Source organism: Psychrobacter sp. SHUES1 (genome assembly GCF_001652315.1).
GTDB classification, from domain to species: domain Bacteria; phylum Pseudomonadota; class Gammaproteobacteria; order Pseudomonadales; family Moraxellaceae; genus Psychrobacter; species Psychrobacter faecalis.
The window spans coordinates 53,919-76,303 of the sequence record NZ_LXWA01000106.1; the positions used below are offsets into that span (position 1 = coordinate 53,919).

General features: G+C 42.0%; 22 protein-coding genes. 6 read left to right on the forward strand and 16 right to left on the reverse strand.

Annotated features, from left to right (window positions below; genetic code table 11):
* Positions 1 to 108: 108 nt before the first annotated feature.
* Positions 109 to 600, reverse strand: a complete 492-nt coding sequence (locus A7325_RS12750; protein ID WP_068408711.1) for an EVE domain-containing protein — start codon at positions 598 to 600, stop codon at positions 109 to 111.
* Positions 601 to 884: 284 nt separating this feature from the next.
* Here A7325_RS12750 and hemW point away from each other — a divergent pair, with 284 nt between their 5' ends.
* Positions 885 to 2,207 (forward strand): radical SAM family heme chaperone HemW, encoded by a 1,323-nt coding sequence (hemW, locus tag A7325_RS12755; RefSeq protein ID WP_082894411.1) that lies wholly within the window; start codon positions 885 to 887, stop codon positions 2,205 to 2,207.
* Positions 2,208 to 2,276: 69 nt separating this feature from the next.
* Here hemW and A7325_RS12760 read toward each other — a convergent pair whose 3' ends face one another.
* Positions 2,277 to 2,417 (reverse strand): entericidin A/B family lipoprotein, encoded by a 141-nt coding sequence (locus tag A7325_RS12760; protein ID WP_068408713.1) that lies wholly within the window; start codon positions 2,415 to 2,417, stop codon positions 2,277 to 2,279.
* Between the two features lie 254 nt (positions 2,418 to 2,671).
* On the opposite strand from A7325_RS12760, the gene A7325_RS12765 reads away from it, so the two are divergent.
* Positions 2,672 to 3,244, forward strand: coding sequence for a tRNA (cytidine(34)-2'-O)-methyltransferase (locus A7325_RS12765; RefSeq protein ID WP_068408715.1), 573 nt, complete (start codon positions 2,672 to 2,674; stop codon positions 3,242 to 3,244).
* A gap of 111 nt (positions 3,245 to 3,355) precedes the next feature.
* On the opposite strand, the gene A7325_RS12770 is transcribed toward A7325_RS12765, so the two are convergent.
* From A7325_RS12770 to tusD, 4 genes are all read right to left on the reverse strand, one after another.
* Positions 3,356 to 3,712 carry a TusE/DsrC/DsvC family sulfur relay protein gene (locus A7325_RS12770; protein ID WP_369811270.1) on the reverse strand — a complete coding sequence of 119 codons (357 nt, stop codon included), beginning with the start codon at positions 3,710 to 3,712 and terminating at the stop codon, positions 3,356 to 3,358.
* Positions 3,709 to 4,062: a hypothetical protein gene (locus A7325_RS12775; protein WP_068408717.1), complete on the reverse strand. Its 354-nt coding sequence runs from the start codon at positions 4,060 to 4,062 to the stop codon at positions 3,709 to 3,711. The genes A7325_RS12770 and A7325_RS12775 overlap by 4 nt, the downstream gene beginning before the upstream one ends.
* Before the next feature lie 86 nt (positions 4,063 to 4,148).
* Complete coding sequence (locus A7325_RS12780) at positions 4,149 to 4,472, reverse strand: hypothetical protein (protein ID WP_068408719.1); 324 nt, start codon at positions 4,470 to 4,472, stop codon at positions 4,149 to 4,151.
* 96 nt (positions 4,473 to 4,568) lie between these two features.
* Positions 4,569 to 5,027 carry a sulfurtransferase complex subunit TusD gene (gene tusD, locus A7325_RS12785; RefSeq protein WP_068408721.1) on the reverse strand — a complete coding sequence of 153 codons (459 nt, stop codon included), beginning with the start codon at positions 5,025 to 5,027 and terminating at the stop codon, positions 4,569 to 4,571.
* A gap of 326 nt (positions 5,028 to 5,353) precedes the next feature.
* Between tusD and glnE the strand changes: the two genes are divergently transcribed.
* Positions 5,354 to 8,203: a bifunctional [glutamate--ammonia ligase]-adenylyl-L-tyrosine phosphorylase/[glutamate--ammonia-ligase] adenylyltransferase gene (gene glnE / locus A7325_RS12790; protein ID WP_082894412.1), complete on the forward strand. Its 2,850-nt coding sequence runs from the start codon at positions 5,354 to 5,356 to the stop codon at positions 8,201 to 8,203.
* A 305-nt stretch (positions 8,204 to 8,508) separates the two neighbouring features.
* On the forward strand, positions 8,509 to 9,438 hold the full coding sequence (locus tag A7325_RS12795; RefSeq protein ID WP_068408726.1) for a branched-chain amino acid transaminase: 930 nt from the start codon (positions 8,509 to 8,511) through the stop codon (positions 9,436 to 9,438).
* A 129-nt stretch (positions 9,439 to 9,567) separates the two neighbouring features.
* On the opposite strand, the gene A7325_RS12800 is transcribed toward A7325_RS12795, so the two are convergent.
* The 4 genes from A7325_RS12800 to A7325_RS12815 form a co-directional block, all read right to left on the reverse strand.
* On the reverse strand, positions 9,568 to 10,449 hold the full coding sequence (locus tag A7325_RS12800; RefSeq protein ID WP_068408727.1) for a ChbG/HpnK family deacetylase: 882 nt from the start codon (positions 10,447 to 10,449) through the stop codon (positions 9,568 to 9,570).
* Positions 10,446 to 10,895, reverse strand: a complete 450-nt coding sequence (locus tag A7325_RS12805; protein ID WP_068408729.1) for a GtrA family protein — start codon at positions 10,893 to 10,895, stop codon at positions 10,446 to 10,448. The genes A7325_RS12800 and A7325_RS12805 overlap by 4 nt, the downstream gene beginning before the upstream one ends.
* Entirely contained in the window at positions 10,888 to 11,991 is a 1,104-nt protein-coding gene (locus A7325_RS12810) for a glycosyltransferase family 2 protein (protein WP_068408731.1), read from the reverse strand. Before A7325_RS12810 ends, A7325_RS12805 begins: the two co-directional genes overlap by 8 nt.
* 74 nt (positions 11,992 to 12,065) lie before the next feature.
* Positions 12,066 to 13,673: a glycosyltransferase family 39 protein gene (locus tag A7325_RS12815; protein WP_068408733.1), complete on the reverse strand. Its 1,608-nt coding sequence runs from the start codon at positions 13,671 to 13,673 to the stop codon at positions 12,066 to 12,068.
* Positions 13,674 to 13,861: 188 nt separating this feature from the next.
* On the opposite strand from A7325_RS12815, the gene A7325_RS12820 reads away from it, so the two are divergent.
* The gene (locus A7325_RS12820; RefSeq protein WP_068408735.1) at positions 13,862 to 14,725 is read left to right on the forward strand and encodes a glycosyltransferase; all 864 of its coding nucleotides are present in this window, start codon (positions 13,862 to 13,864) and stop codon (positions 14,723 to 14,725) included.
* 63 nt (positions 14,726 to 14,788) lie between these two features.
* Positions 14,789 to 15,895 carry a glycosyltransferase gene (locus A7325_RS12825; protein WP_227515021.1) on the forward strand — a complete coding sequence of 369 codons (1,107 nt, stop codon included), beginning with the start codon at positions 14,789 to 14,791 and terminating at the stop codon, positions 15,893 to 15,895.
* Positions 15,896 to 15,996: 101 nt separating this feature from the next.
* Here the strand turns inward: A7325_RS12825 and A7325_RS12830 are convergent, their stop codons facing one another.
* The 6 genes from A7325_RS12830 to aspS form a co-directional block, all read right to left on the reverse strand.
* Complete coding sequence (locus A7325_RS12830; protein ID WP_068408737.1) at positions 15,997 to 16,692, reverse strand: putative nucleotide-diphospho-sugar transferase; 696 nt, start codon at positions 16,690 to 16,692, stop codon at positions 15,997 to 15,999.
* Positions 16,693 to 16,794: 102 nt separating this feature from the next.
* Positions 16,795 to 17,562, reverse strand: a complete 768-nt coding sequence (locus tag A7325_RS12835; RefSeq protein WP_068408739.1) for a hypothetical protein — start codon at positions 17,560 to 17,562, stop codon at positions 16,795 to 16,797.
* Positions 17,563 to 17,656: 94 nt separating this feature from the next.
* Positions 17,657 to 18,505 carry a hypothetical protein gene (locus A7325_RS12840; protein ID WP_068408742.1) on the reverse strand — a complete coding sequence of 283 codons (849 nt, stop codon included), beginning with the start codon at positions 18,503 to 18,505 and terminating at the stop codon, positions 17,657 to 17,659.
* Between the two features lie 29 nt (positions 18,506 to 18,534).
* Positions 18,535 to 19,335, reverse strand: coding sequence for a glycosyltransferase (locus A7325_RS12845; protein WP_068408744.1), 801 nt, complete (start codon positions 19,333 to 19,335; stop codon positions 18,535 to 18,537).
* A 151-nt stretch (positions 19,336 to 19,486) separates the two neighbouring features.
* Positions 19,487 to 20,446 carry a lysophospholipid acyltransferase family protein gene (locus A7325_RS12850; protein WP_068408746.1) on the reverse strand — a complete coding sequence of 320 codons (960 nt, stop codon included), beginning with the start codon at positions 20,444 to 20,446 and terminating at the stop codon, positions 19,487 to 19,489.
* A gap of 67 nt (positions 20,447 to 20,513) precedes the next feature.
* Positions 20,514 to 22,340, reverse strand: a complete 1,827-nt coding sequence (aspS, locus tag A7325_RS12855; RefSeq protein WP_068408773.1) for an aspartate--tRNA ligase — start codon at positions 22,338 to 22,340, stop codon at positions 20,514 to 20,516.
* Positions 22,341 to 22,385 lie beyond the last annotated feature (45 nt).

Below are 22,385 nucleotides of genomic sequence, written 5' to 3' on the forward strand. Positions count from 1 at the left end.
AGCGTAAATAAAAAATAATTTCTGTGCATAAATATAGCAAAATCTATCAGGTATGTGCGTGGATAAATGTGCACTCATACCATAAAAATTCTTACGCCATCGTTACCGTCAAATCCTATCATTCTCTGGCAACAGATTCAGCTCTTCTGCCATATCCATAATCGTGTTCCAATGCTTGGGTTCAAGCGGCAAAATAGTCAGCTGCTCACAGCCTTTTCTTAGCAATAAAGAGTCCTCAAGCGCCGGCAAAAATTTAAGCTGCGCTAATGGCAGTATATCCGTAAAAGCCTGCTCAAAAGTCACATCTACCATGTACCAGCGCGGCTCATCTTCAGTTGCTTTAGGATCATAATGGCGATGTTCGGGGTGAAACTGGGTTGGGTCGGGATAACCAGCTTTGCTGATAGTGACGATACCAGCGACGCCAGAAGGTTTGGCGCTAGAGTGATAAAAAAATGCTTTGTCACCAACTTTCATATCGTCACGCATAAAGTTGCGGGCGCGATAATTACGTACCCCATCCCACATCTCCGTGCCTGCACGTTGTAAATCTTCTATATTAAAACAGCGAGGATTGGATTTGATAAGCCAATATGCCATGGTTTTTATCCTTGTAAAATTATTAGTGTAATCATAACGATTTAATAGTGATGGCTTTAAAAGCTGCTCATCATTTATTTTCATTGTGTGTTCATTTCTATTCTTTGTAGTTATCGAGCTTATCTAGCATTACCACTATCAGCTATTGCTGCAAACGCCGATTGTTCCCAATACTTTTATGGCCAATTTATGCTGATTAGGCTTTTCTTTAGCGCGCCCAGCCGTTATCCTAGCGCTACTTTCTGCTGACGACCGCAGCTACTCCTTTATAGATAAGTCCGCTTATGTCAAATATCAAATCTTCTCATTTTTCGAGTAATCTTGACGCTAGTAGTCGTAACGAAACAAGTGCGCTTATAGTGAAAGATATTCCGTTAGCACTTTATATCCATATTCCTTGGTGTGTGAAAAAGTGCCCTTATTGTGATTTTAATTCGCATGAGCTGCCGATGGACAGTCAGCTGTCTATGTACGATGAGTACATTGATACGCTATTACTTGATGCAGCGTCACAGCAAGCGTTAACCCAAGGACGAGAAATCAGCTCAATATTTATCGGTGGCGGTACACCGTCGCTACTGCCCATTGCCCAGTATCAGCGTTTATTTAACGGTTTGCGTGAGATTTTTCAGTTTGCCGGTGACATTGAAGTGACGATGGAGGCCAATCCAGGCACCCTTGAGCATGCACCATTTGCACAGTATTTAGATGTAGGCATCAATCGTTTGTCGATTGGCGTACAAAGCTTTGCTGCTGGCCAGCTCACCACGCTGGGGCGTATTCACAATCCCGCCCAAGCATTATCAGCAATTAAAGCCGCTCGTCGCGCTGGATTTGAACGTGTCAACGTCGATTTGATGCATGGGCTACCGCAGCAAACGATGAGTGAAGCCCTGAACGATATTCAAATGGCGCATGAGGCAGGTGCTACGCATATTTCTTGGTATCAGCTAACGATTGAGCCAAATACGGTGTTTTATCGCAGTCAGCCGATTTTACCCGATGAAGATAGTTTGGCAGATATTGAGCAAGCGGGGCAGACATTGCTTGAGCGTTTGGGCTATGACAACTATGAAGTGTCGGCCTGGGCAGGTGCGTCCGATAAACCTTGCCGTCACAACGTCAATTATTGGCAATTTGGTGATTATTTAGCGATTGGTGCTGGTGCGCACGGTAAAGTCACCATTGATGATAGATATGGAAATCAAACATTAACGGCTGATAAAGTGTCTGATGAGGTATTGAAAAAGGTATCAACAGAGACGGGTATTTATCGCTTTAGCAAATCTCGTATGCCAAAAGACTATATGACTTTTGATATCGACACGATGAATAATATAAAAAAAGAAAGCGCGCCAAAAATGGTCGGCTGGCAGGCAATTGCGAGTGATGAGCTGGTCAGTGAGTTTATGCTTAATGCCTTACGTTTACATAAAGGCGTGACATGGTCTTTGTTTGAAGCTCGAACAGGGCTGAGCTATGACAATATTGCTCTAGAAGTAAATCAACTTATTAAACAAGGGCTATTGATAGATGATAATGAGCACCTACAGCCAACAGCATTGGGTAGAAGGTATCTTAATCAGATATTAAGAGTATTTTTATAAAGTGGGCAGATAAAAAAGAAGCTTACCAAATGATAAGCTTCCTTAATATAAGTCTAAAAAGGCTCAGACTTAGATTTTGTTTTGTACGTCTTGTGCGCCGCCAGTAACAGCATCACCAGCACTTGATACGTCTTGGCCTAGACCTTTAAAAGTGTTACAACCAGTTAGTACAAACATAGCAGTCAAAGATGCGATAACTAATTTTTTCATAATATTTTCCTCAAAAAGATAGAGTGTTATAAGTCATAACAATGGAACTTAGCGTTTTACATAAGTTTCACTGAGGGGTTACAGGATACAAGAACAATGTTTTTAAATTATCTCGCTATCCATTAGGGTCATGATAATCAAAGTTAAAATCAGTGCCCAGTATCAAAATGTAATTATTGGCAGTAAACTGTAACTTTTGATTACGTCTGCCATATAAGTTTAGACAATACGCTTAAATCATTTACGGAGTTTTTATGACCATTCATATCGTGCTGGTAGCGCCAAAAATGCCTAGCAACACTGGCAATATTATCCGCTTATGTGCCAATAGTGGGGCGCAGTTACATTTGGTCAGGCCGTTAGGGTTTGAACTCGACGATAAGAAGCTACGCCGTGCAGGTCTCGATTATCATGAATACGCTCATCTGCAAGTACATGACGATTGGGCAATGACCAAGCAAGCGCTACAAGCGGCTGGTTGCGAGATTATCACCGCGCTGACGACCAAGCTGAGTAAACCGTTTTATGACTATGATTTTAGCAGGCAAACAACTCAGCATTTAGATAGCAGTGCGTCTAATAGCCCATCATCACATCATGTGGCGCTGGTTTTTGGTTCTGAAACGGCAGGGCTGCCAGAGGATATCCGTACCGATATCGGCGCTGATAACTGGCTACGCTTACCAATGCTTGCGGATTCGCGCAGTTTAAATTTGTCTAATAGCGTGGCAATATGTTTGTATGAGGTTTGGCGACAGCAAGGGTTTGACGGCGATGAAGGTCGCAGTATCGGTTATGACACCTTGACCGTTTATGACCCAAAATAGAGTAGAGATAGAGAAGCTAGCAGGGTGATTGGGTAAAAAGCGGTTAAAGAAAATCAGTCGTTTAATTTTCTTTAACCGCTTTTTTGCTACTTTTTTTATAAACCACGTGTTTTATAAACAATTTGGCGGTTTTGGCAAGCCAGCAAGACGATTGACATGACGGGCAACCAAACCCGTATTAAATAACTGCTGGAGCTTTTGATTGCTGATGTCATGCTCAGGCAAGGTTTGCTGTAGCCATTTAATCAGCGGGCGGGTCGCTGGCGCGTGATTAAATTTGGTAAAAAATGCGCGTACCTGCTGTAAGATGGCTAAATGTTCAGCATTTAAAGTTACATCTAGAGTATTCGCGAGCTGCTGCGCAATCGCAGGCGTCCAAACTGTATGGTCGCATAAATGCCCGTCTTGGTCTAAGTCCACTGCAGTCATCTTCTCAGCAGGTGTAATATCATCTTTAGGATTCATCATAGAGCAATTGTTACCACTTTATCAAAGGTAGCGCCATTCGCATAAGTATTTTGAGTTAAGGCGACCCATTCATCATCGCTCAAAACAGCCGTTAATTTGGCGGATAAATTGAGCTTTGCCGCCGTATTATCATTCAGCTGCGCTACGTCCTCAGCGAGAGCATAAATAGCCGCTACATCTTTTGTTTCAATGTACTCAAGGTCTTCCAAATAAGCATTAAACCAGTCAATAAAAGCGACCGTTGTGCCCAATAATATAATGCTATCACCCGCACGCCACGTCGATGTCATTTGTTCTGTGCTGCGTCTGAGCGTATCCATACTGCTATGTAATTGATATAAAGTTGCCATAATCGTGTCCGCTTACTTACTATATTTGTTGTCATATTAAAATAAATATTAACAATGTAAATTCGTCCTAGCCCAAAAAGTTGCTACTAAAAGACTAAGATCTGGTCAAATTCTTGCGAATTTACCACCTCTGGTATCAAGGTCAGCTGCGTCGCCAAATCTGCCGGTAACATGCCCGCAATCCAACCGCTAAACACATCGTCCGGTAACCAAGCGGCTGGCATATCATATAACTCAAGCGACTGAATCATGCCATGCAAACGTGATTCAGGCTGCATTAAAAAACCAAAGACCGGCGCATCCAAATACAGCTGCACCTCATGACCAAAAGTCGCTAAGGTTAAAGCCAGCGCGCAGCCTTCATAACTTACCATCTCGGTAGGCGTATGCAAGCGAATGAGTAATTTCATGATGTATTCCTAATCTGATTATCGCCAACCACTATTATTCATCTGGTTATTATTAAGTTGGCTGTTTTGACAGCGAGTTGTCATGTAAAACGCTGTTTAAAACTGCAGCAAACGACAGTTACCTTGCATCATCATCGCAAGCTCACTCAGTCCTACCAGCTTAAAACTAGCTGCCAGATTTTCGCTATCTAACTGATGGCGAGTGCTATTTTCGCTATCTGAAATACCGCGGCTAAGCGCCGTACTGACACAAACAGGCAGCGTCAACTGATATTGCTCAGCAAGCTTTTGCCACTCTTGAGTGATATTCATCTGGTCTGCTGACTGCCAGCGCAAGCGATTGGCGGTATTGGCGGCATCGGCATAGAAAAAAATATTCAATGGCGCAGGTACGTTTTCATTATTATCGCTGTTATCGGTCTCATCATTATTGTTCGTGTCATTATTATTTGTATCAGTGTTTGCTAGATAGGTACGCGCATAGCGTAGCGCAAGATATGCCAGCGGATGGCTGGGATCAGCAGTAATTAATAATAGCGGGGTTGTGGTCGTCATAATCGCGGTGTCACTTATGATGAATGAGAATAAAGAAAAAAGCACAGCGTCTCAAGATTTTTAAGACCCAAAGTGTTTAAAACTCAAGATTTCTAGGTTTAGGTTTTAAGTCCTTTTAAGTATTGGCTATTGTAGCATTATTCGCAAAACTTTCTTATGTTCGTCAGTTCTTAGTCAGTAAAGTGCTGTCAGTAGCATGGCTGAGGATTTATGCTACTATAAAAATCCTAAAATAAGATTGTTTATAGCCGCGTTAATATTGTAAAAATAATTTCTGCGATTGATGTGGTTTTTATAGCTTTATGCTGCAAGGAGTTGTCGTCGTTATGCTATCTACCATGCCTAGTAGTACAGGCTTTCAGCCTAGCCCAGAGCAGCTACAAGTGCTACAGACTGCCAGCGAGTTTGCTTATCAGGTTTGGAAAAGTCGAACGGGCGCTTGCCAGACGTTTTTGCGCAGTTATCCATTACAGAGCACGTTAACGCGCCAGCAAATTGATGATTTGATTCAAGATTATACCTTGGATGAGAATTATCAGCTCGCCAATGAAGACAAGGTAATGAGTGGTTTGCGGCATTTGCGTATGCTGCTAATGATGCGCTGGATTTGGCAAGATGCCTTGGCCATGATTGAGCTTGAGCAATTGACCGATGAGCTGTCTGAATTTGCCGATGGCTGCATTTTATTTGCCAAAGACTATACCTATCAGCAGCTGATTGCGCAATATGGGCAGCCGACCTTTATTAATGCGAAGGGGAATGTGCAAGTCGATGATATGGCGATTATGGCAATGGGTAAGCTTGGCGCGCATGAGCTCAATTTATCCAGTGATATCGACCTTATTTTTGTGCATCAGGCGCGCGGTGAAACAGACGGTGACAAAGCAAAAGGCACGCGCAGTATTGATAACAAGCGTTTTATGACCCGGCTTGGACAAGGTATTATTAGACTGCTCGATAATAATACCGCTGATGGTTTTGTGTTTAGGGTTGATATGCGTTTGCGTCCGTGGGGCGATGGCAGTGATTTGGCGATTCATTTATCCGCATTGCAGAAGTACTTTGCCCAGCATGGGCGGGCGTGGGAGCGTTTTGCTTGGCTCAAAGCCCGCGTGGTTGGACACATCGAGCAGCCGTTTTACGATGACATACAAGCGCTGATTAAGCCTTTTGTATTTCGTTATTACGTTGATTATAGTGCTTTTTCAGCCCTCAGAGAGATGAAGTCTCTGATTCAAAATCAAGTCGCTCAGCGCGAAGACTTAGACAATATCAAGCTTGGCGCGGGTGGTATCAGAGACATTGAGTTTATCGTTCAAGCCTTTCAACTGATTTATGGTGGTCGGCATCCGCAGTTACAGGTTAAGTCTTGTTTGGCAGCGATGCAGGCACTGTGTCAACTTGGGTATTTAGAAGAAACTACTTATCAAGAACTGCAGGCAGCTTATCGTTTTTTACGGCGCCTTGAACACGGTATTCAAGCGATTAACGATCAGCAAACGCAGCGCTTACCGCATGACCCAGAGTGGCAGCATAATTTGGCAATGACCCTTGGCTTTGATGATTGGGCTGGGTTATTAGCGACGCTGAATGATCACCGCTATCATGTCAATGTGCCGTTTGAGCGTATGGTTACTGAACGGCAGATACCGGATCAAGACGATGATGAGTTTGAGCCTGAACATCTAAACGAGCAGATTGCGCGCTTAAATGAGGTATTAACTGAAGAAAATCGCGAGCGTTTACAAGGTTTTTGGCAGTCAAAAATGGTCGCCAATTTGAGCGATGAAGCGCGTGAGCGTTTGGATGATGCGTATCCTGTGATTGTCCACGCGCTCCTTGTCCATGAAGAGCAGCAGCAACTTGCTAATATCGCTTTGCCGCGTTTAATAAATTTGCTAGAAGCCATTTGCCGCCGTTCTATTTATTTGGTGATGATTGCAGAAAACCCCAATGCCACCGTTGAGCTGATTCCGATGTTGTCGGCTAGCCCTTGGATTGCAAAAGAGTTGGCGCAGTATCCGGTACTTTTAGACACGTTTTTGCAGCAGCGCTATCGACATCTGCCAGACAAGCTTGAGCTGCGTGATATTTTGCGCCAGCAGTTGTTGCGCGTAGAGCCTAACGATGAAGAAGAATTGCTGAGCGTACTGCGATTGTTTAAAAAGAACCAAGTGCTCGCAGTGGCTGCCAGTGACGTGCTGGCAGAGCGCCCTATCATGAAAGTGTCAGACTCACTGACCTACATTGCTGCTGTGGTGTTAGAGGCGGCGCTGGAGCGTGCCTTTGCGGAAATCGTCAAACGTTATGGTTACCCAATTGGTCAAGATGGCGATCCGGTCACCGAAGCGGATTGCGGCTTTGCGATTATTGGTTATGGCAAGCTTGGCGGGCTTGAGTTATCCTATTCATCCGATTTAGACTTGGTGTTTTTGCATAAAATAAAAGAGCAGGGCATGACCACGGGTGAAAAATCGGTCAGTGGTATGAAGTTTGCCGCCCGTTTGGCGCAAAAGCTGATGACTTATCTGAATACCCAAACTCGTGATGGCCGTGCTTATGAAGTCGATATGCGCCTGCGTCCCTCGGGCAATGCGGGCATGATGGTGGTTTCTTGTCATGCGTTTGAAACCTATCAGCTTGAGAAGGCTTGGTCTTGGGAGCATCAAGCATTGGTACGGGCGCGAGCTATCTGCGGTGATAAGCGCGTGACCGCCCGTTTTTGTGACATTCGTCGTACCGTTTTGGCGCTACCGCGTACCATTGAGCAAGTCCGTATCGAAGTAACCAGTATGCGTATTAAAATGCAAAAGCATTTGGGCACCAGTCAGCACCAGCAGCAAGCGGGCAAGTTCCATCTTAAACAAGATGCGGGCGGTATTGTAGACATTGAGTTTCTCGCGCAGTTTGCGGTATTGGCTTATTCGCATGAACATCCAAGCTTGACCAAATGGAGTGATAACGTACGTATTTTTGAAGAAGTTGCCGCGCTTGGTATTTGGGAAGTAGAAGTTTGCCAAGATTTGACCGATGCGTATTTACGTATCCGCGCCGCGACCCATCAATTGGCACTATCTGAGCAATCGTTACTGGTGGATGAGTCATTATGGACAGAAACGCGAGCACTGGTACAAGCGCAGTGGCAGCATTTGATGGGCGTAGAATCTGCTGAATAATCCTGCCATAAAACAATAATGCGGCGTTATAAGTTCATTGCAATAAGCGTAGGGCTTTGATAGCCATTGTAACGAATGGTATATGAATAAAAGCCATGCAGTGATAAACTAAAATATTGTATTTGCTTCTCGTGCCGGTGCTATAATCATTGGCACCTTAAATTTGCAGATAGAAAAATTGCATCTGAAATTGCATCTAAAAATAGGCACTCAGTGTCAGCAGGCAATTTTACTTAAAACACTTATTTAACCATTAACACTCAACAAGAAAAGTTAGACGTCAGCGCTAGCATAAGGACTATTAAATGAATATGGCAACACAAGAAGGTAAGCTTTGGATGAATGGCACGATGATTGAACAGCCAGATGCCAAGGTTCATGTGCTTACGCATAGCCTGCATTATGGTATGGCGGTGTTTGAAGGGGTACGTGCTTACCAAACGGCTGACAATCGCACTGCAATTTTTCGCTTAAAAGACCATACCGATCGTCTACTGGGTTCTGCCAAAATATTTCAAATGAATGTACCGTTTGATGCAGCCGCACTTGAGCAAGCGCAAAAAGATGTGGTTAAGCAAAACAACTTGGCAGAAGCCTATATTCGCCCACTTATTTGGGTTGGCGCCGAGAAATTGGGTCTATCATCGCGTGACAATAGTATCAATGCGATGGTCGCTGCTTGGCATTGGGGCGCATATCTTGGTGAAGACGGTATCAAAAACGGTATCCGTGTAAAAACCTCGTCATTTACCCATCACATGACCAACGTGACCATGTGTAAAGCTAAAGCCTCAAGCAACTATCCTGTGTCTATAATGGCTAACCAAGAAGTCACGCGTAATGGCTATGATGAAGCTATCTTGATGGACCCACAAGGTTATGTCTGCCAAGGCGCGGGCGAGAACTTGTTCTTAGTCAAAGATGGTGTACTGCATACCCCAGATTTGGGCGGCGGCGCCCTTGACGGTATCACTCGCCGTACTATCATTCAATTCGCTGATGATTTGGGTATCAAAGTCGTTGAGCGCCGTATCACTCGTGACGAGTTTTACTTAGCCGATGAAATCTTTATGACAGGTACCGCGGCTGAAGTGACGCCTATTCGTGAATACGATGACCGCGTCATCGGTAATGGTGGTCGTGGTCCATTGACTGAGAAGTTGCAAACCTTGTACTTTGATGTAGTCCATGGCCGTAATGAGCAATATATGGATTGGTTAAGCTTTATTGATTAATTTTTAAAGCTGCATTTTATTTTTAAAACCATATTGTATGAAATAAAAAAGCTAAGACTGAAACAGTCTTAGCTTTTTTCTCTTTATCATTGCGTCACTTTTATTATGACTTTGATAATTATTAAAGGTTCAAGAGGGTGATGTTATATCTGACCAGCGCATCAATTTTACTTCATACTGAGCTAATAACTCTGCAAACTCGTCACTGATTAACCACTTATACTCAATCTCACGAGCCCCTTTGATGTCATCCTGCCAGCTATTACTTCTACTTTCAGGAACAGCAGGATGACACATAATCAGTGTAGGTGATACGTTAGCTGTATGACAGGGTGCAGCTTGCAGCCACTTTTTCCATAACATTGCTAATTGCTGACGATCAGCATCAAAACCATAAACCCCACCAAATTTATCATTGGTTATAATTCGATGATGCTGACAAGATTTTCGCCAAGCATAACCACCTAGTATATAAATGATCCAAGACTTTACGTCATTGATAAGCGGTGTAGTAACGCGTGCGCTCAGCATGCCTTTTGCTATCTTATCACTATAGCGGTTAGTGAGCTCTTTAATCAAACCCTCACGAATAACAGGAAACTGATGAATATGTTGATGTCCGTCAATAAATACAGGCGCACGATTAAAGCGTTCTTCAAATCCATCTAATTGTTGTTTAATAATATCGGTTACTTGCATGGGATTAAAACGACGCAAGTAGCTAGCGATAATGATTGATTTTAATGAACCACGCAGGGCGGAAGCAAATATACCCGTCAAATCTAAATGCAAGCCAATATCGACATTGAGTTGGTTCAGACGATTGATATCGCTATCCGTAATTGTACCGCCAACCATATAGCTGCTGGCACCAATACGTCCAAGTTCAGCAAGATGAATGACGGCATCGTTAACGGCAGTCGACAATCCTAAATCATCAACGTTAATAATCACAGGGCGGGCATGGTTAGATAGCGCAGCAGCTTGCTCTTTATAATGAGGATGGCTCATGATTTAAACGCCCAAAACTTGCCCAAGGCAAAGGTCATAACGGTAATAACGCCCGTGACCAGTAGCCATATCACTATATAATACTGCTCGCCAAACCAACGTAACCCTAAAACAAATAAGCCTTGATTGGCAATAAATCCTGCAGCAGAACTACTAAACCATTTTCCTAAAGCAGGAAGATGCTTTTTTTTATGAATATGATTATTGTTGTGCTGAATGCTCTTATCTGAATACTCTGATTGTTTAAAGGTAAGATAAAAATGCCCGAAAAAGCTGACCATAAAAGCAAGTAAAAAAGCGCCTACGTTTGCCCATGCTGGCGTGGCAGTCGTGAAATTAACAATACTGACCAATACTAAAAAATGCACCAAAGCCGCACTGGCACCAACGGCTAAAAACCAAAGGGCTTGCATAGCATTCGATTGCGTTTCTGCTGTGTTATTCATCAGCTGGTTTGTCCATTGCACTTTTGGCCGTCGCCTGTAGGTAATTATCAGCGTATTGATGAGTAGTATGCGCAGACTTGCTATTGATGACTTCATCGATTAAATACAGTGGTCGCTGCTTAACCTCTTCATAGAGTCTACCGACATATTCGCCAATCACGCCAATACAAACCAGTTGTATACCAGTAGAGAACATAATTCCTGCGGCAACCGTTGCCCAGCCTGCGACATCGCTACCAAATATTAAGGTATCTATCACGATATATAAGCCGTATAAAAAAGCCAATGCAGAGACTGCAAAACCTATGCGGGAAATCAGCCGCAGTGGTCGCTGAGAAAAGGAGGTAATACCTACAAGTGCCAATTCAAACAAGCTGCCATAGTTAAATTTACTTTCACCAGTATCGCGATTGGCAGCGGTAAAGGGCAAATAGACCGTATTAAAGCCAACCCAAGCATACAAGCCTTTCATAAAGCGTTGGCGCTCTGGTAATGAGCGTAAAGCATTTAGCACCTTGAGATTCATCACCCGAAAATCACCGGCATTAGGACGAATCTCGTAGCGCTGACTGTCTTGGATAAAATGATAAAAACTGCCTTTTAAAGTTTTTGCAAGTCGGCTTTCATGCGGGCGATTGGCTTGAATACCCGCGACCATATCAATATCCGATTGCTCAATCATCGTTAGCATTTGTGCTAATACTGCTAAGGGATGCTGTCCATCGGCGTCAATCATAGCAACCATCTCGCCTTGCGCAGCTGCTAGACCAGCACTGAGCGCAGGCTCTTTACCAAAATTACGCGATAAACGTATGAGCTCTAATTCTGTATTTGCTGGACGAGTAGGCATTAACTGTGTGACTACCTCGACTAAGTTATCGCGGCTACCATCATCAACAATAATAATCTCACAGTTTGCTATTCTTGCTGTTGAGCTCTCTAGATTTTGCTTGGCCGATGCTATATCTACTGGCGCGCGTAGTGTCTGCGTAAAGGCGAAGACCTCTGGCAAAAAGGCTTGTAAGGCTTCAGCATCATTATACGCAGGCATAATAATTGACAAATAAGGGCGAGATTGTGACAACTGTTCTAGCATAAACACTCAATTATTTTATTCATATAAATGGCTATTTACCAGCCGCTGATAAGCAAATGCTGATAGGCAAAGTTTTATTTAGAATGCTTAAAGCAGCGACTTGGGACATAAGCCACCCAGTTTATCAATAACGGTTTTTCTATCTTACCGTCACGCCAATCAATCTGCCATTGACCTTGCTGCTTAATTAAGGCATTAGCGTTGTTATGGCTATTCTCTATTTCAGTAGTGGCAATAGCATCAACATCATCAAGCAACGGCAGGACGATATCTTCTTCGCCCTCTTGCCACATGACTAACGTGCCATTTTCTTGTAGGCGCTGGGTGTTCATCCAGGGCGAGTGACTGGCAGGACCGGATATCATTTGTGAGGGAAAGCCGCTATTCATCGCCACTAATGCGCCAAGCCAGCGATCACCTGAAACGCTATCAAGTGTACAGCTACTCAATGATTGCCAAGTAGTCTGTGCTTGAACTGTCAATGCCTGCTCCGGCCACTGCATACGAGAAGGCTTATGACGAATCTTGTCGCCGAAGCCCACATATACTACCATTAGTACGGTAACAAGGGACAACCAAATAGTAAGTGCTTTTCTTAGCTTGATGGCAGTTAATAATTGAGTGGCAGGTGCTATCAAGGAGGCAGCGAGCAACCCTGACAGTGCCCACATTGGCATGCCCCACATATCACGCAAGCCCACCCCAAATACCAAGCTTAAAACAACCAATACCGCGATTGGTGATAACCACATATACCAAAGTAATGCTGCGTTCTGCGGCAAGCTGTGCTTGTAGTCATCAGTCTTTAATAAACGCTTGCGATTAACAGCAAGCATAATGAGTAACGGAATATGAGCAACAAGCTGAGCAATGACAAATCCTATCCAGCTAAAATGCCGCTTGATGTTATATGCCCCGGCAGCAACCTCTTGCGAGCGTCCACTGGCATAACTAAGCGGCAACCAATCGTGCGTTGCTAACCAATATAAATGCGGTGCGAAGATAGCCAACATAACAAAAGCCGCTATCCACGGTTTCGGTTGTTTTAATAATGGCCACTGTCTTGGCAGCATTAAATAGAATGCCATTGGTATCAGTAAGAATATCACAGTGTACTTGGTTAGCATGCCAAGTCCACCAATCACACCCAGTAATATCCAATCTCTGAGACGGTTTTGAGTCATAGATTGATAAAACGCTAAGTACAATCCTGCCCAAATGGGAAACTGAGCGACGTTGTGATTAAACTCAAGGCTAGGGTAAGTGTAGTACAGAACCGCTAAAGTTAACGCGCTACCAATTAGAGCGGTGGTCGGTGACCAAATCTTCTTACCTAACTGATAAATTAGAACTAAGGTCAGTAAGACTGATAATTGGCTGAGTAAATAAGGGCCAACATGACCAAACAATTGATAAAAGCTGTATAATATCCATGACGATAAGGGGGGATGTTTATAATAGCCCCATTGCCATTCGCTGCCCCAATTTATACCCTCGCTAACATCGAAGGGTACACTGCTGGCTAGAAAGCTTGGAGTGATAGACCAAACCAAAAAGTAAGCCATTAAAAACAACCCAAACCCGCGCCAAGATTTAGATTCTACAGGTTGTTGTTTAGAGGTAGTATCCATGCCATTATTTATAGGCTGAGCATAAGAGGACGATTGTTCAGTAGGTGTCATAATACGAGCCTTATAATATACAACCAACTTAAAGTAAGTCTGGTCTATAAGTTTTTCCGTATTATAGAGACAATTGATAGATAGGCATAGTCGGGCACGATTTTTATCTGTCGTATTATGAGTTTTTCGTTATTAAAAACCATTAACATATAATAATTTTTATTATACTTAATTATTAGGATTTAATTATGAGTGATGAGATTATCAAAGTTTTTGTAGGGTGCGATCCTAATAACTGTGATTTAGAGCAAATGATGGTTTTAGAGTATAGTATTCGTAAACATACCAAATCGCTAGTCGAAATCATATGGATGCAGCTATCACGCAATCCAGATAGTTATTGGTATTCTAACACTGAAACAGGAGAAGGTTGGAATACGGCTAAGTGGGCAACCCCTTTTTCAGGATTCCGTTGGGCAATTCCAGAATATTGTAACTATTCTGGCAGAGCAATTTATATGGACGCCGATGTGGTCATCTTGAGCGACTTGGCTCAACTATGGCAACATCCTATTGAAGGCCAAGCTATCGTAGCTGCTAAAACGAATGCTGATATGACGAGGTTATGTACCTGCCTATGGGATTGTACCAAAGCGAAAAGCAAGATACTGCCAGTTGACCAGCTTAGACAAGATGTTGATAGTCATCAAAAAATGATGGATTTAATTAAGTTTAACCCTCAACTCGTTGAACCTTATGAAGATAGCTATAATTGTATCGATGGTGAAGACTTGGCATTAGAACAGATTAAGATATTACATTATTCAGACATGGGCACGCAGTTTAGTCATAAATACGCGCTTGCAAGAGTCGAGGAGGAGGGGTTTAAACATTGGTTCGATGGTAAAATAATGCCACATCCAAGAACTGAGCTTAGTGAATTATTTGATAGCTATTATAATGAAGCACTTGCTGCTGGATATAAACTAGATGATTATCGCGTTTCGCCGTTTGGTCATTTTCCGAAAAAAACGCATAAGCGTTATAAAGGCAATAAGATAACCCGTCAAAAAGATACTAAGTCATTTTTTTCGCGTTTATTTAACTTATAAACTGTCAATATTATTGAAATGCAGGTAGCATGCAACTTTATAAAAAACGATTGAGGATACTTGATGCGTGCTATGGCGTCACAAAAAGATAAGATTGTCCTATCTATCAACTCCCTGCAAGGCGCGGGTGCCGAGCGATTTGTTTTAACAATAGGGGCAGCTTTTCATCAATTAGGCTTTGATGTTCATGTATTGCGATTTAATGCTAAAGTAGAGTTTACGTTAGACGAAAATTTAACTTATCATTTAATAGACTACGAGCGTTATCGTTGGTTACCAAAAGGTAAGATACGCTATTCAGTTATTGCCAAAAAAGTAGACAACTATATTCTTAAGAATATTGGTCAGCCTACTTTGCTTTTATCTAATCTGGAGCGTTCAGACAGTATTTTTTGTTATAGTAAGCTGCCAAATATTATTTATGTTATCCATAATACGTTATCGTTATATTATAAGTTTAATGAAACAGATAGTGATAATTTGAAGTTAACACTAAGAGATAGATATTCAAAACATCCTTGCGTGTGTGTAAGCGAGGGTGTTAAAGAAGATTTTGTAAGATATTTTGGTGAGAGTATCCCAGTAACTGCTATTCATAACCCAATTGATAGAGATGGTATTCAGAATTTAGCTGAAGCTTTTATTCCAGAGTATCAAAACTATATTATTCACGTTGGTAGTTTTAAGGAAGCAAAGCGCCACGATATTTTATTAAAGGCTTATGCACAGACAGATCAGTCTTTGCCATTGTTATTAGCGGGTCAAGGTAAGCTTAAAAGTGAAATAGAACAATTAATTATAGATCTCGATTTGTCAGATAAAGTTGTTCTTCTCGGGTTTTGTGAAAATGTATTTCCTTATATTAAACATGCTAGATTTCAAATATTAACTTCGAACTGGGAAGGATGTCCTTTAGTTGTTGCAGAAGGATTAGCGGTTGGAACTCCAATCATTAGTACTGATTGCAAGTCTGGACCTAAAGAGATGCTACCAAAAAAGAATTTGATGCCAACAGATGATATCACCCTTATCAGTGAGAAGTTAAACCAAGCTATGAAAGACTCACAACAATTCTCTGCTCCTTTTAATGAAGCGCTTCTTCCTATTCCCATCGCTAAAAAATATTTGGCGTTTGCAGAAAGCTGTGCTAAACAAACAAGCATGGGCTAAGTGATGAGTATTTAACTGTATTTAGGATAAGTTCTTAACTCGAAAAAACTTACCTAACATTTTCTGGTATTTTCAAAATTAGGATATACTCTAGACAATAGTTATTTATTTAATAAAATACCGATAGTTATAACAATTAACAATACAATACCGCCTATAAATCTATTACGCTGTCGTATCTTTTGCCGTTTAAGCTTAGTATGACCACGGCTGGCCTGATATTGCTCAATATAAATATCACCATCATAGTCTTTATCGAATATTTTTATATAACCGGGATTGAGTGCTTCTACGGTTAAAGTGTCGCCAAGCTTCTCCATAGCGACATCCAAACTGTCTTGGTCCACTTGTGTTTGTTTGCCGTCTACTTGTTCGGTTATCCATTGTTCTACTAAATTTATAGTATTGGCAGTATTGCTAAAAAACATAGTACTAGCTAGATAGTCGTGCGACATGCCCGGCAGTCCTTTAGTCTTATAAAAAGCGACATCAGCAGTAATAGTATTAAAATAATCTAAAGGTTTTTTGACCAGTGCATCGGCATCTAAATATAAAATATTTTTATTAGGGAGTTTTTTTAGACATTCTAAAATGAAGTGTGGTTTGATGCGAGTATTTGCTTCCCAGTAACCCGCATCTTCCACTTCTTTAAAGTAGTAATTGAGGTTAAATTCATCGAGCGATTGCTTTAGATTTAAAGCATGACTGCGATAACTATCGGTATAAAAACAACATACGATAAAGCTATCCGGTGCACTGATTTTTTCGAAGAATAATGGGGTTGAAGCTGAAGTCATGGAAAGCTCTGTAAATTTAATAATAAAACATGGATGGTGAGATTTTCTGGCGCTATATTAGATAAGTATTTCAAATATATCCAGTAGTATTAGTAACTGATTTTAATCTAACCACCACTCAGAGTTTTTACTCTTATGTAATGAGCGCATAGTAGAAAAAGCACTGTTGTTTTTTTGAAGCTTGTCAAAAACGGATAATAGCATTGTCGTCGCTAGCTTATCGGCCCCATAAAAACTCTCGTAACGCTTACGCATGTTTTTTAAAGTATCATCAGAGCCAATACGAAAATAAGTCAAGCCGTCGTATAAAGGAATGTCATTCCGATAAAACGCCTCAATATTGTCGTCGAGTAGGGGCAAAGATTCACAATTAGCAGGTCGTAGCAAAAACTGTTTACTTTCATAAACTCTTAAAGTAGTCACAAGCGTGGTGATATTCATCAAAATAGCAGCCCTGATGCTATCGGTTGAATGATCAACAAAGGTGTCACAAGCAGAAACAACCCAGCGTAAAGATAAATGCTCTAACAAATAGTCTGTTTCTGTATTCCATAACTGCTCAAACTCAGAAAAAATTTCTTTGGGCTTATAATTGCGACGTAGTAATACTACGAGTGTGGCATGATAAAAACAAAGCTCTGACTGCCCGATAAACTGATGTTTTAAATTCTCCAAATGAGCAGTTAAATCATTGGTTCGCGGTTTATGCGTTAAGGCTGAAGCATCGCACATAGCCTCTGTGATTAGAGAGGCTTTCATCTCATCAAGGCTTTTATTCATAAAGGTTTTGACGATTTTTCCTGCATTTAACCGTTTTTCACTTTTAAACAGTAAAATCGCTTTTCTTCGCCATCCACTCGGTGCTGTCATTTAATGCAAACCCTATTTGTAAATATTTATATATTGATTGAAGCGTGTATCTGACCAAAACTTTCTATCTACTAATTCATTTAAAAAATAGCAATTAATCTAGTGCACTAAATAGACCCTGAGAGACTGGTGAATGATTTACAACACGAACGTTATTTTCTTTATAAATCTTACCTAGCAGGTTAAAAGACGGCACAATCCGATCAGTGATTGCCTTATCTAATTTACAAGGCGCGCTATCGTTTTTATTCTCATAAAATCGAGGTTGGTTATTATTCAATAAATCAATCCCATATAAGTGGATCGTGCCAGCATGACGTGAATAAGCCAACTGGGCGGCGACGTAAGCTACTGTTCCTGCCTCTATAAACCCATATGTCATATCTAAAGATAGGCCGATAGGCGCAGGCTGATGCTGCGTATCTATAACAAAGTTAGGTTGATTGGCCAATAATGCTAATGGTATTTTTTTATTATGTGAGAGTGTTTTTGTTAAAAGTCTACCAAACCAAGACTTATTTGTTTTTACGCTCCAAGCTCGATCGGCAGGATAGATAATACGCATTGCATTATGGTATTTGCTTATCATGCTGGGGTGTGAGATTGCTAATGCCTCAAACACTGCTAGAGTTGCATACAAAGGCTGGCCTGTGTAGTACTTGTTTAAAATATCTGGTTGATGTTTGACGAAGCGCCCATCACTAATGACATAACCAACGACATTGGTAAAATTGTATTGAGCCATTAGGCTAATACTACCATTCACAAAAATAGTCGCCGTATCTACTAAGTCCGCAAATGATAAATCTGTAATAGATGGACCAGAAGCAATGATATTGACTGCTTGCTGGTGAAGGTTTTGCTCGGCTTCTCTTGCATCAAAAGCAGAAATACCAACACTCTGATTGTCAATATTAAAAGTAGCGCTAGGAGGTAATTCCATGTTGGGTTCCAGATGTTTCTATGACTTAGTTACACCCAATACTCTTGCAACCAAGGGCTAGGCTTCACATGACGATACCATTTGCCGCCGCCACCTTTGATGGCGTCTGGTGGATTAATCTCACCATGAAAGATAACAATTTTTGCGCCTTCAGGTAACGTCGGTGCACGTACAAAATTCAACGGAGTAGGCGCCATACACTGATATTTAAAACTGACACACCAGTTTTTATCCCAGTACTCTAAATGGTGATGCTCACGCAGATAGTTAGAAAGATAAGCCTGCTCATGACGAACCTGTGTGCGAATGGTTTCAAAGTTGCGCTCAAAGTTTGCGAGCAAATCAGGATAGGAACCCATACCGATGTTAAAGCGATAAACCGAGCTATTGCCAATCATGCGCCATGGCTTTTTCCAGTCACGAATAATGACCACGCTGTCTTCATATTTAGCTTCATAAGTGAAAAAAGCATCGATATTATCGACGATAACGATATCAATGTCTAAAAATAAGGCGACACCTTTTAGATCATATAATTTAGGCTTAAAAGTGGTCAGCTTTTTCCAGCCACGTTCAGGGCCTGCTGGTAAATCCATTTCTGGAATGGGGTAACAAGCCACTGCAGGGTCGATGCCAGTACTATCATCGGTTAGGCAAACCATTTGAAAATCTAAGGTCAAATGGCGACTAACCATATTATAAAGACGGTTGACGTATTCAGGACCATATTTATCGCCCCATTTCATACAAATAATATAACACTGCTCGGCAGTGCTATGATCGGTTTGTAGTTGCTCGGTCGATGAAAGGCTGGTTACGTCAGTCGCCATAATGTACTCATATTAAAGTCAATGAAGATTTGTTCAGTCGTTAGTCAGTCAAAAAATATCCTAATAAACAACCGCTTGCTCATATTAGCATAGCTATCATTGACGATATTTCTAGATGCTTAACTGATTGTACTAATGTTGCTTATTAGAATCAAACTTCAAGATTATTAGACACTTGCTTATTACCATGTAAGGCATGTTTTTGAGTATTACCGTTGATAAAATCAGCCAAAGTTTTTTCGTCAGCCCTATAAGGGTTATCTAATAAAGGGATTTGTTTAAAACGGCGATAACCCCACATATAATGACTGTAATGAGCTTCAATCATATGCTGCATGGCAATATTGAGCGCATACGCCGCGGTTTCGGTATTGCGGTCATAGAGTGCTGGATCGTCTAACTTATAACAATAGATATCAAAACCTTGTCCATCATCGCGGCGAATACAAGATAAACCAACCAACGCACACTTGGTTTTACTGGCAAGTTTTGACGCCAATGTGCTGGTTAAGGTTTCAATACCAAAAAAGGGCACAATTACGCCACCTGAAGGTTCAGGAACGTGATCAGGCAATACAATACTAAAACCGCCTTGTTTTAAGGTTTTAAAAACCGCTTTGACACCGCTACCATCGGTCGGAACCAGTGTGGCATTAAGACGCGAGCGACCTTGCAAGACAAAATCGTTAGTCAGCTCGCCTTTAACAGGCTTATACATAATCGTTGGCGCGCCAAACTGATTAAGCCACGCGTTCATCATCTCCCACGTACCCAGATGGGGGACAATCGCCAGCATTCCATTAGGATTGGCAAGCCCTTCTAATAAATACTCTTTATTATGCACGTCACGAATCTGGGCAATGCTCCACTGCGGTGGCATCGCCCAGCTTTTGATAGATTCGATACTGGTTAAACATTGATGATAAATAATGTCTTTGGTTAATGCGCGTTTTTGATGAGCAGATAACGACGGCGCAATCAGCGCCATATTGATACGCACAGTGCGCATGATACTAGCATTTGGTAGGCGTAATATTACCCAGGCAACAAAACGTGCCAGCATCTGCAAAACAGACAGTGGCACGAATTTGAAGAGATGATATGGATTCATGACCATTCGCATGGTGATAAATTATATAACGGACAATATAAACAATATCTGCGCATGACTAAACCATTTATTGTGCAGGTTTATTGGTATCAGGCTGGGCCTTTTCACGTACACGGATACCAAGTTCACGTAGCTGTTTGCTATCTACCGGAGCAGGCGCTTGCGTCAATGGGTCTTCAGCAGTTTTGGTTTTAGGGAAGGCGATCACGTCACGGATAGAGCTTGCGCCGACCATCAGCATAATGAGGCGATCCAAACCGAAGGCTAAACCACCATGCGGAGGCGCACCGAATTTTAGAGCATCAAGTAAGAAGCTAAATTTCTCTTCGGCTTCAGCCTCATCGATACCTAGCGCTTCAAATACCGCTTTTTGCATCTCAAGGGTATTGATACGTAAGCTACCGCCGCCGATTTCAGTACCGTTTAACACCATATCATAAGCGATAGAAAGCGCTGATTCAGGTTTGGTTTTCAATTCTTCAACAGAGCCTTTTGGTTTGGTAAACGGATGGTGCATTGATGTCCAGCGCCCATCATCCGTTTCTTCAAACATTGGGAAGTCAGTCACCCAAAGTGGCGCCCATTCGCAGGTCAGCATGTCTAAGTCTAGACCAATTTTTTGACGTAACGCACCGATGGCATCGTTGACGACACTGGCTTTATCAGCACCGAAGAAGATAATATCATTACTCTCGGCACCCGTACGCTCAATCAAGCTCGCTAGGACGTCATCAGTCATATTTTTGATGATAGGCGATTGTAGACCAGATTCTTTATCGACACCGTTGTTGATGTTGCTGGCGTCATTGACTTTAATATAAGCCAAACCACGTGCACCATAAATGCTCACAAACTTAGTATAAGCGTCGATTTGCTTACGGCTTAATGAAGCACCGCCAGGAATTCGAAGGGCAGCAACGCGGCCTTTAGGGTCGTTGGCAGGACCGGCAAAGACTTTAAAATCAACGTCTTTCATTAAATCAGCAACGTCGACCAATTTTAATGGAATACGTAGGTCAGGCTTGTCTGAGGCATAGTCGCGCATGGCTTCAGCATAAGTCATACGCGGAAATTGTTCAAATTCAACATCCAGCATGGTTTTAAATAGATGCTTAATCAAACCTTCGTTGATATTCATGATTTCTTCTTCATTTAAGAAAGAAGTCTCAATATCGACTTGGGTAAATTCAGGCTGACGGTCAGCACGTAAGTCTTCGTCACGGAAACACTTAGCGATTTGATAATAACGATCAAATCCTGACACCATCAATAACTGTTTAAATAGCTGTGGTGACTGCGGTAAAGCAAAAAAGTTACCCGGGCGAGTGCGTGAAGGCACCAGATAATCCCGTGCGCCTTCTGGTGTGGCACGAGTCAAGATAGGCGTTTCAACGTCTAAGAAACCATGGTCATCTAGATAACGACGAATCGTTGAGGTGGCTTTAGCACGGAAAACCATGCGCTCTTGCATTTGCGGACGACGCATATCAAGGTAGCGATATTTTAAACGCAGATCTTCTGATACCGTGGTTTTCTCATCATTTAATGGGAAAGGCGGGGTTTCAGATTTTGCCAATACTTCAATCTCTTTGCCCAATAGCTCAATTTGACCACTGGTCATATTAGCATTTTCAGTGCCTTCGTAACGACGGCGAACGCGACCGGTAATTTTTAAAACATATTCAGGACGTACCGCATCAGCAGTCGCGAACGCTTCTGGGGTGTCAGGGTCAACGACGACCTGCAAGATACCCGCGCGGTCACGCATGTCTAAGAAAATCACGCCACCGTGATCGCGACGACGATGTACCCAGCCTACGATGCTAATGGTTTGCTCAAGTAAGCTTTCGGTTACAGCGCCGCAATATTCGTCTCGGTATTCGCTATGCGTCATAGTGCTTTGCGTCATAATATAATTATCCAGTTGTCAGCCCAATTC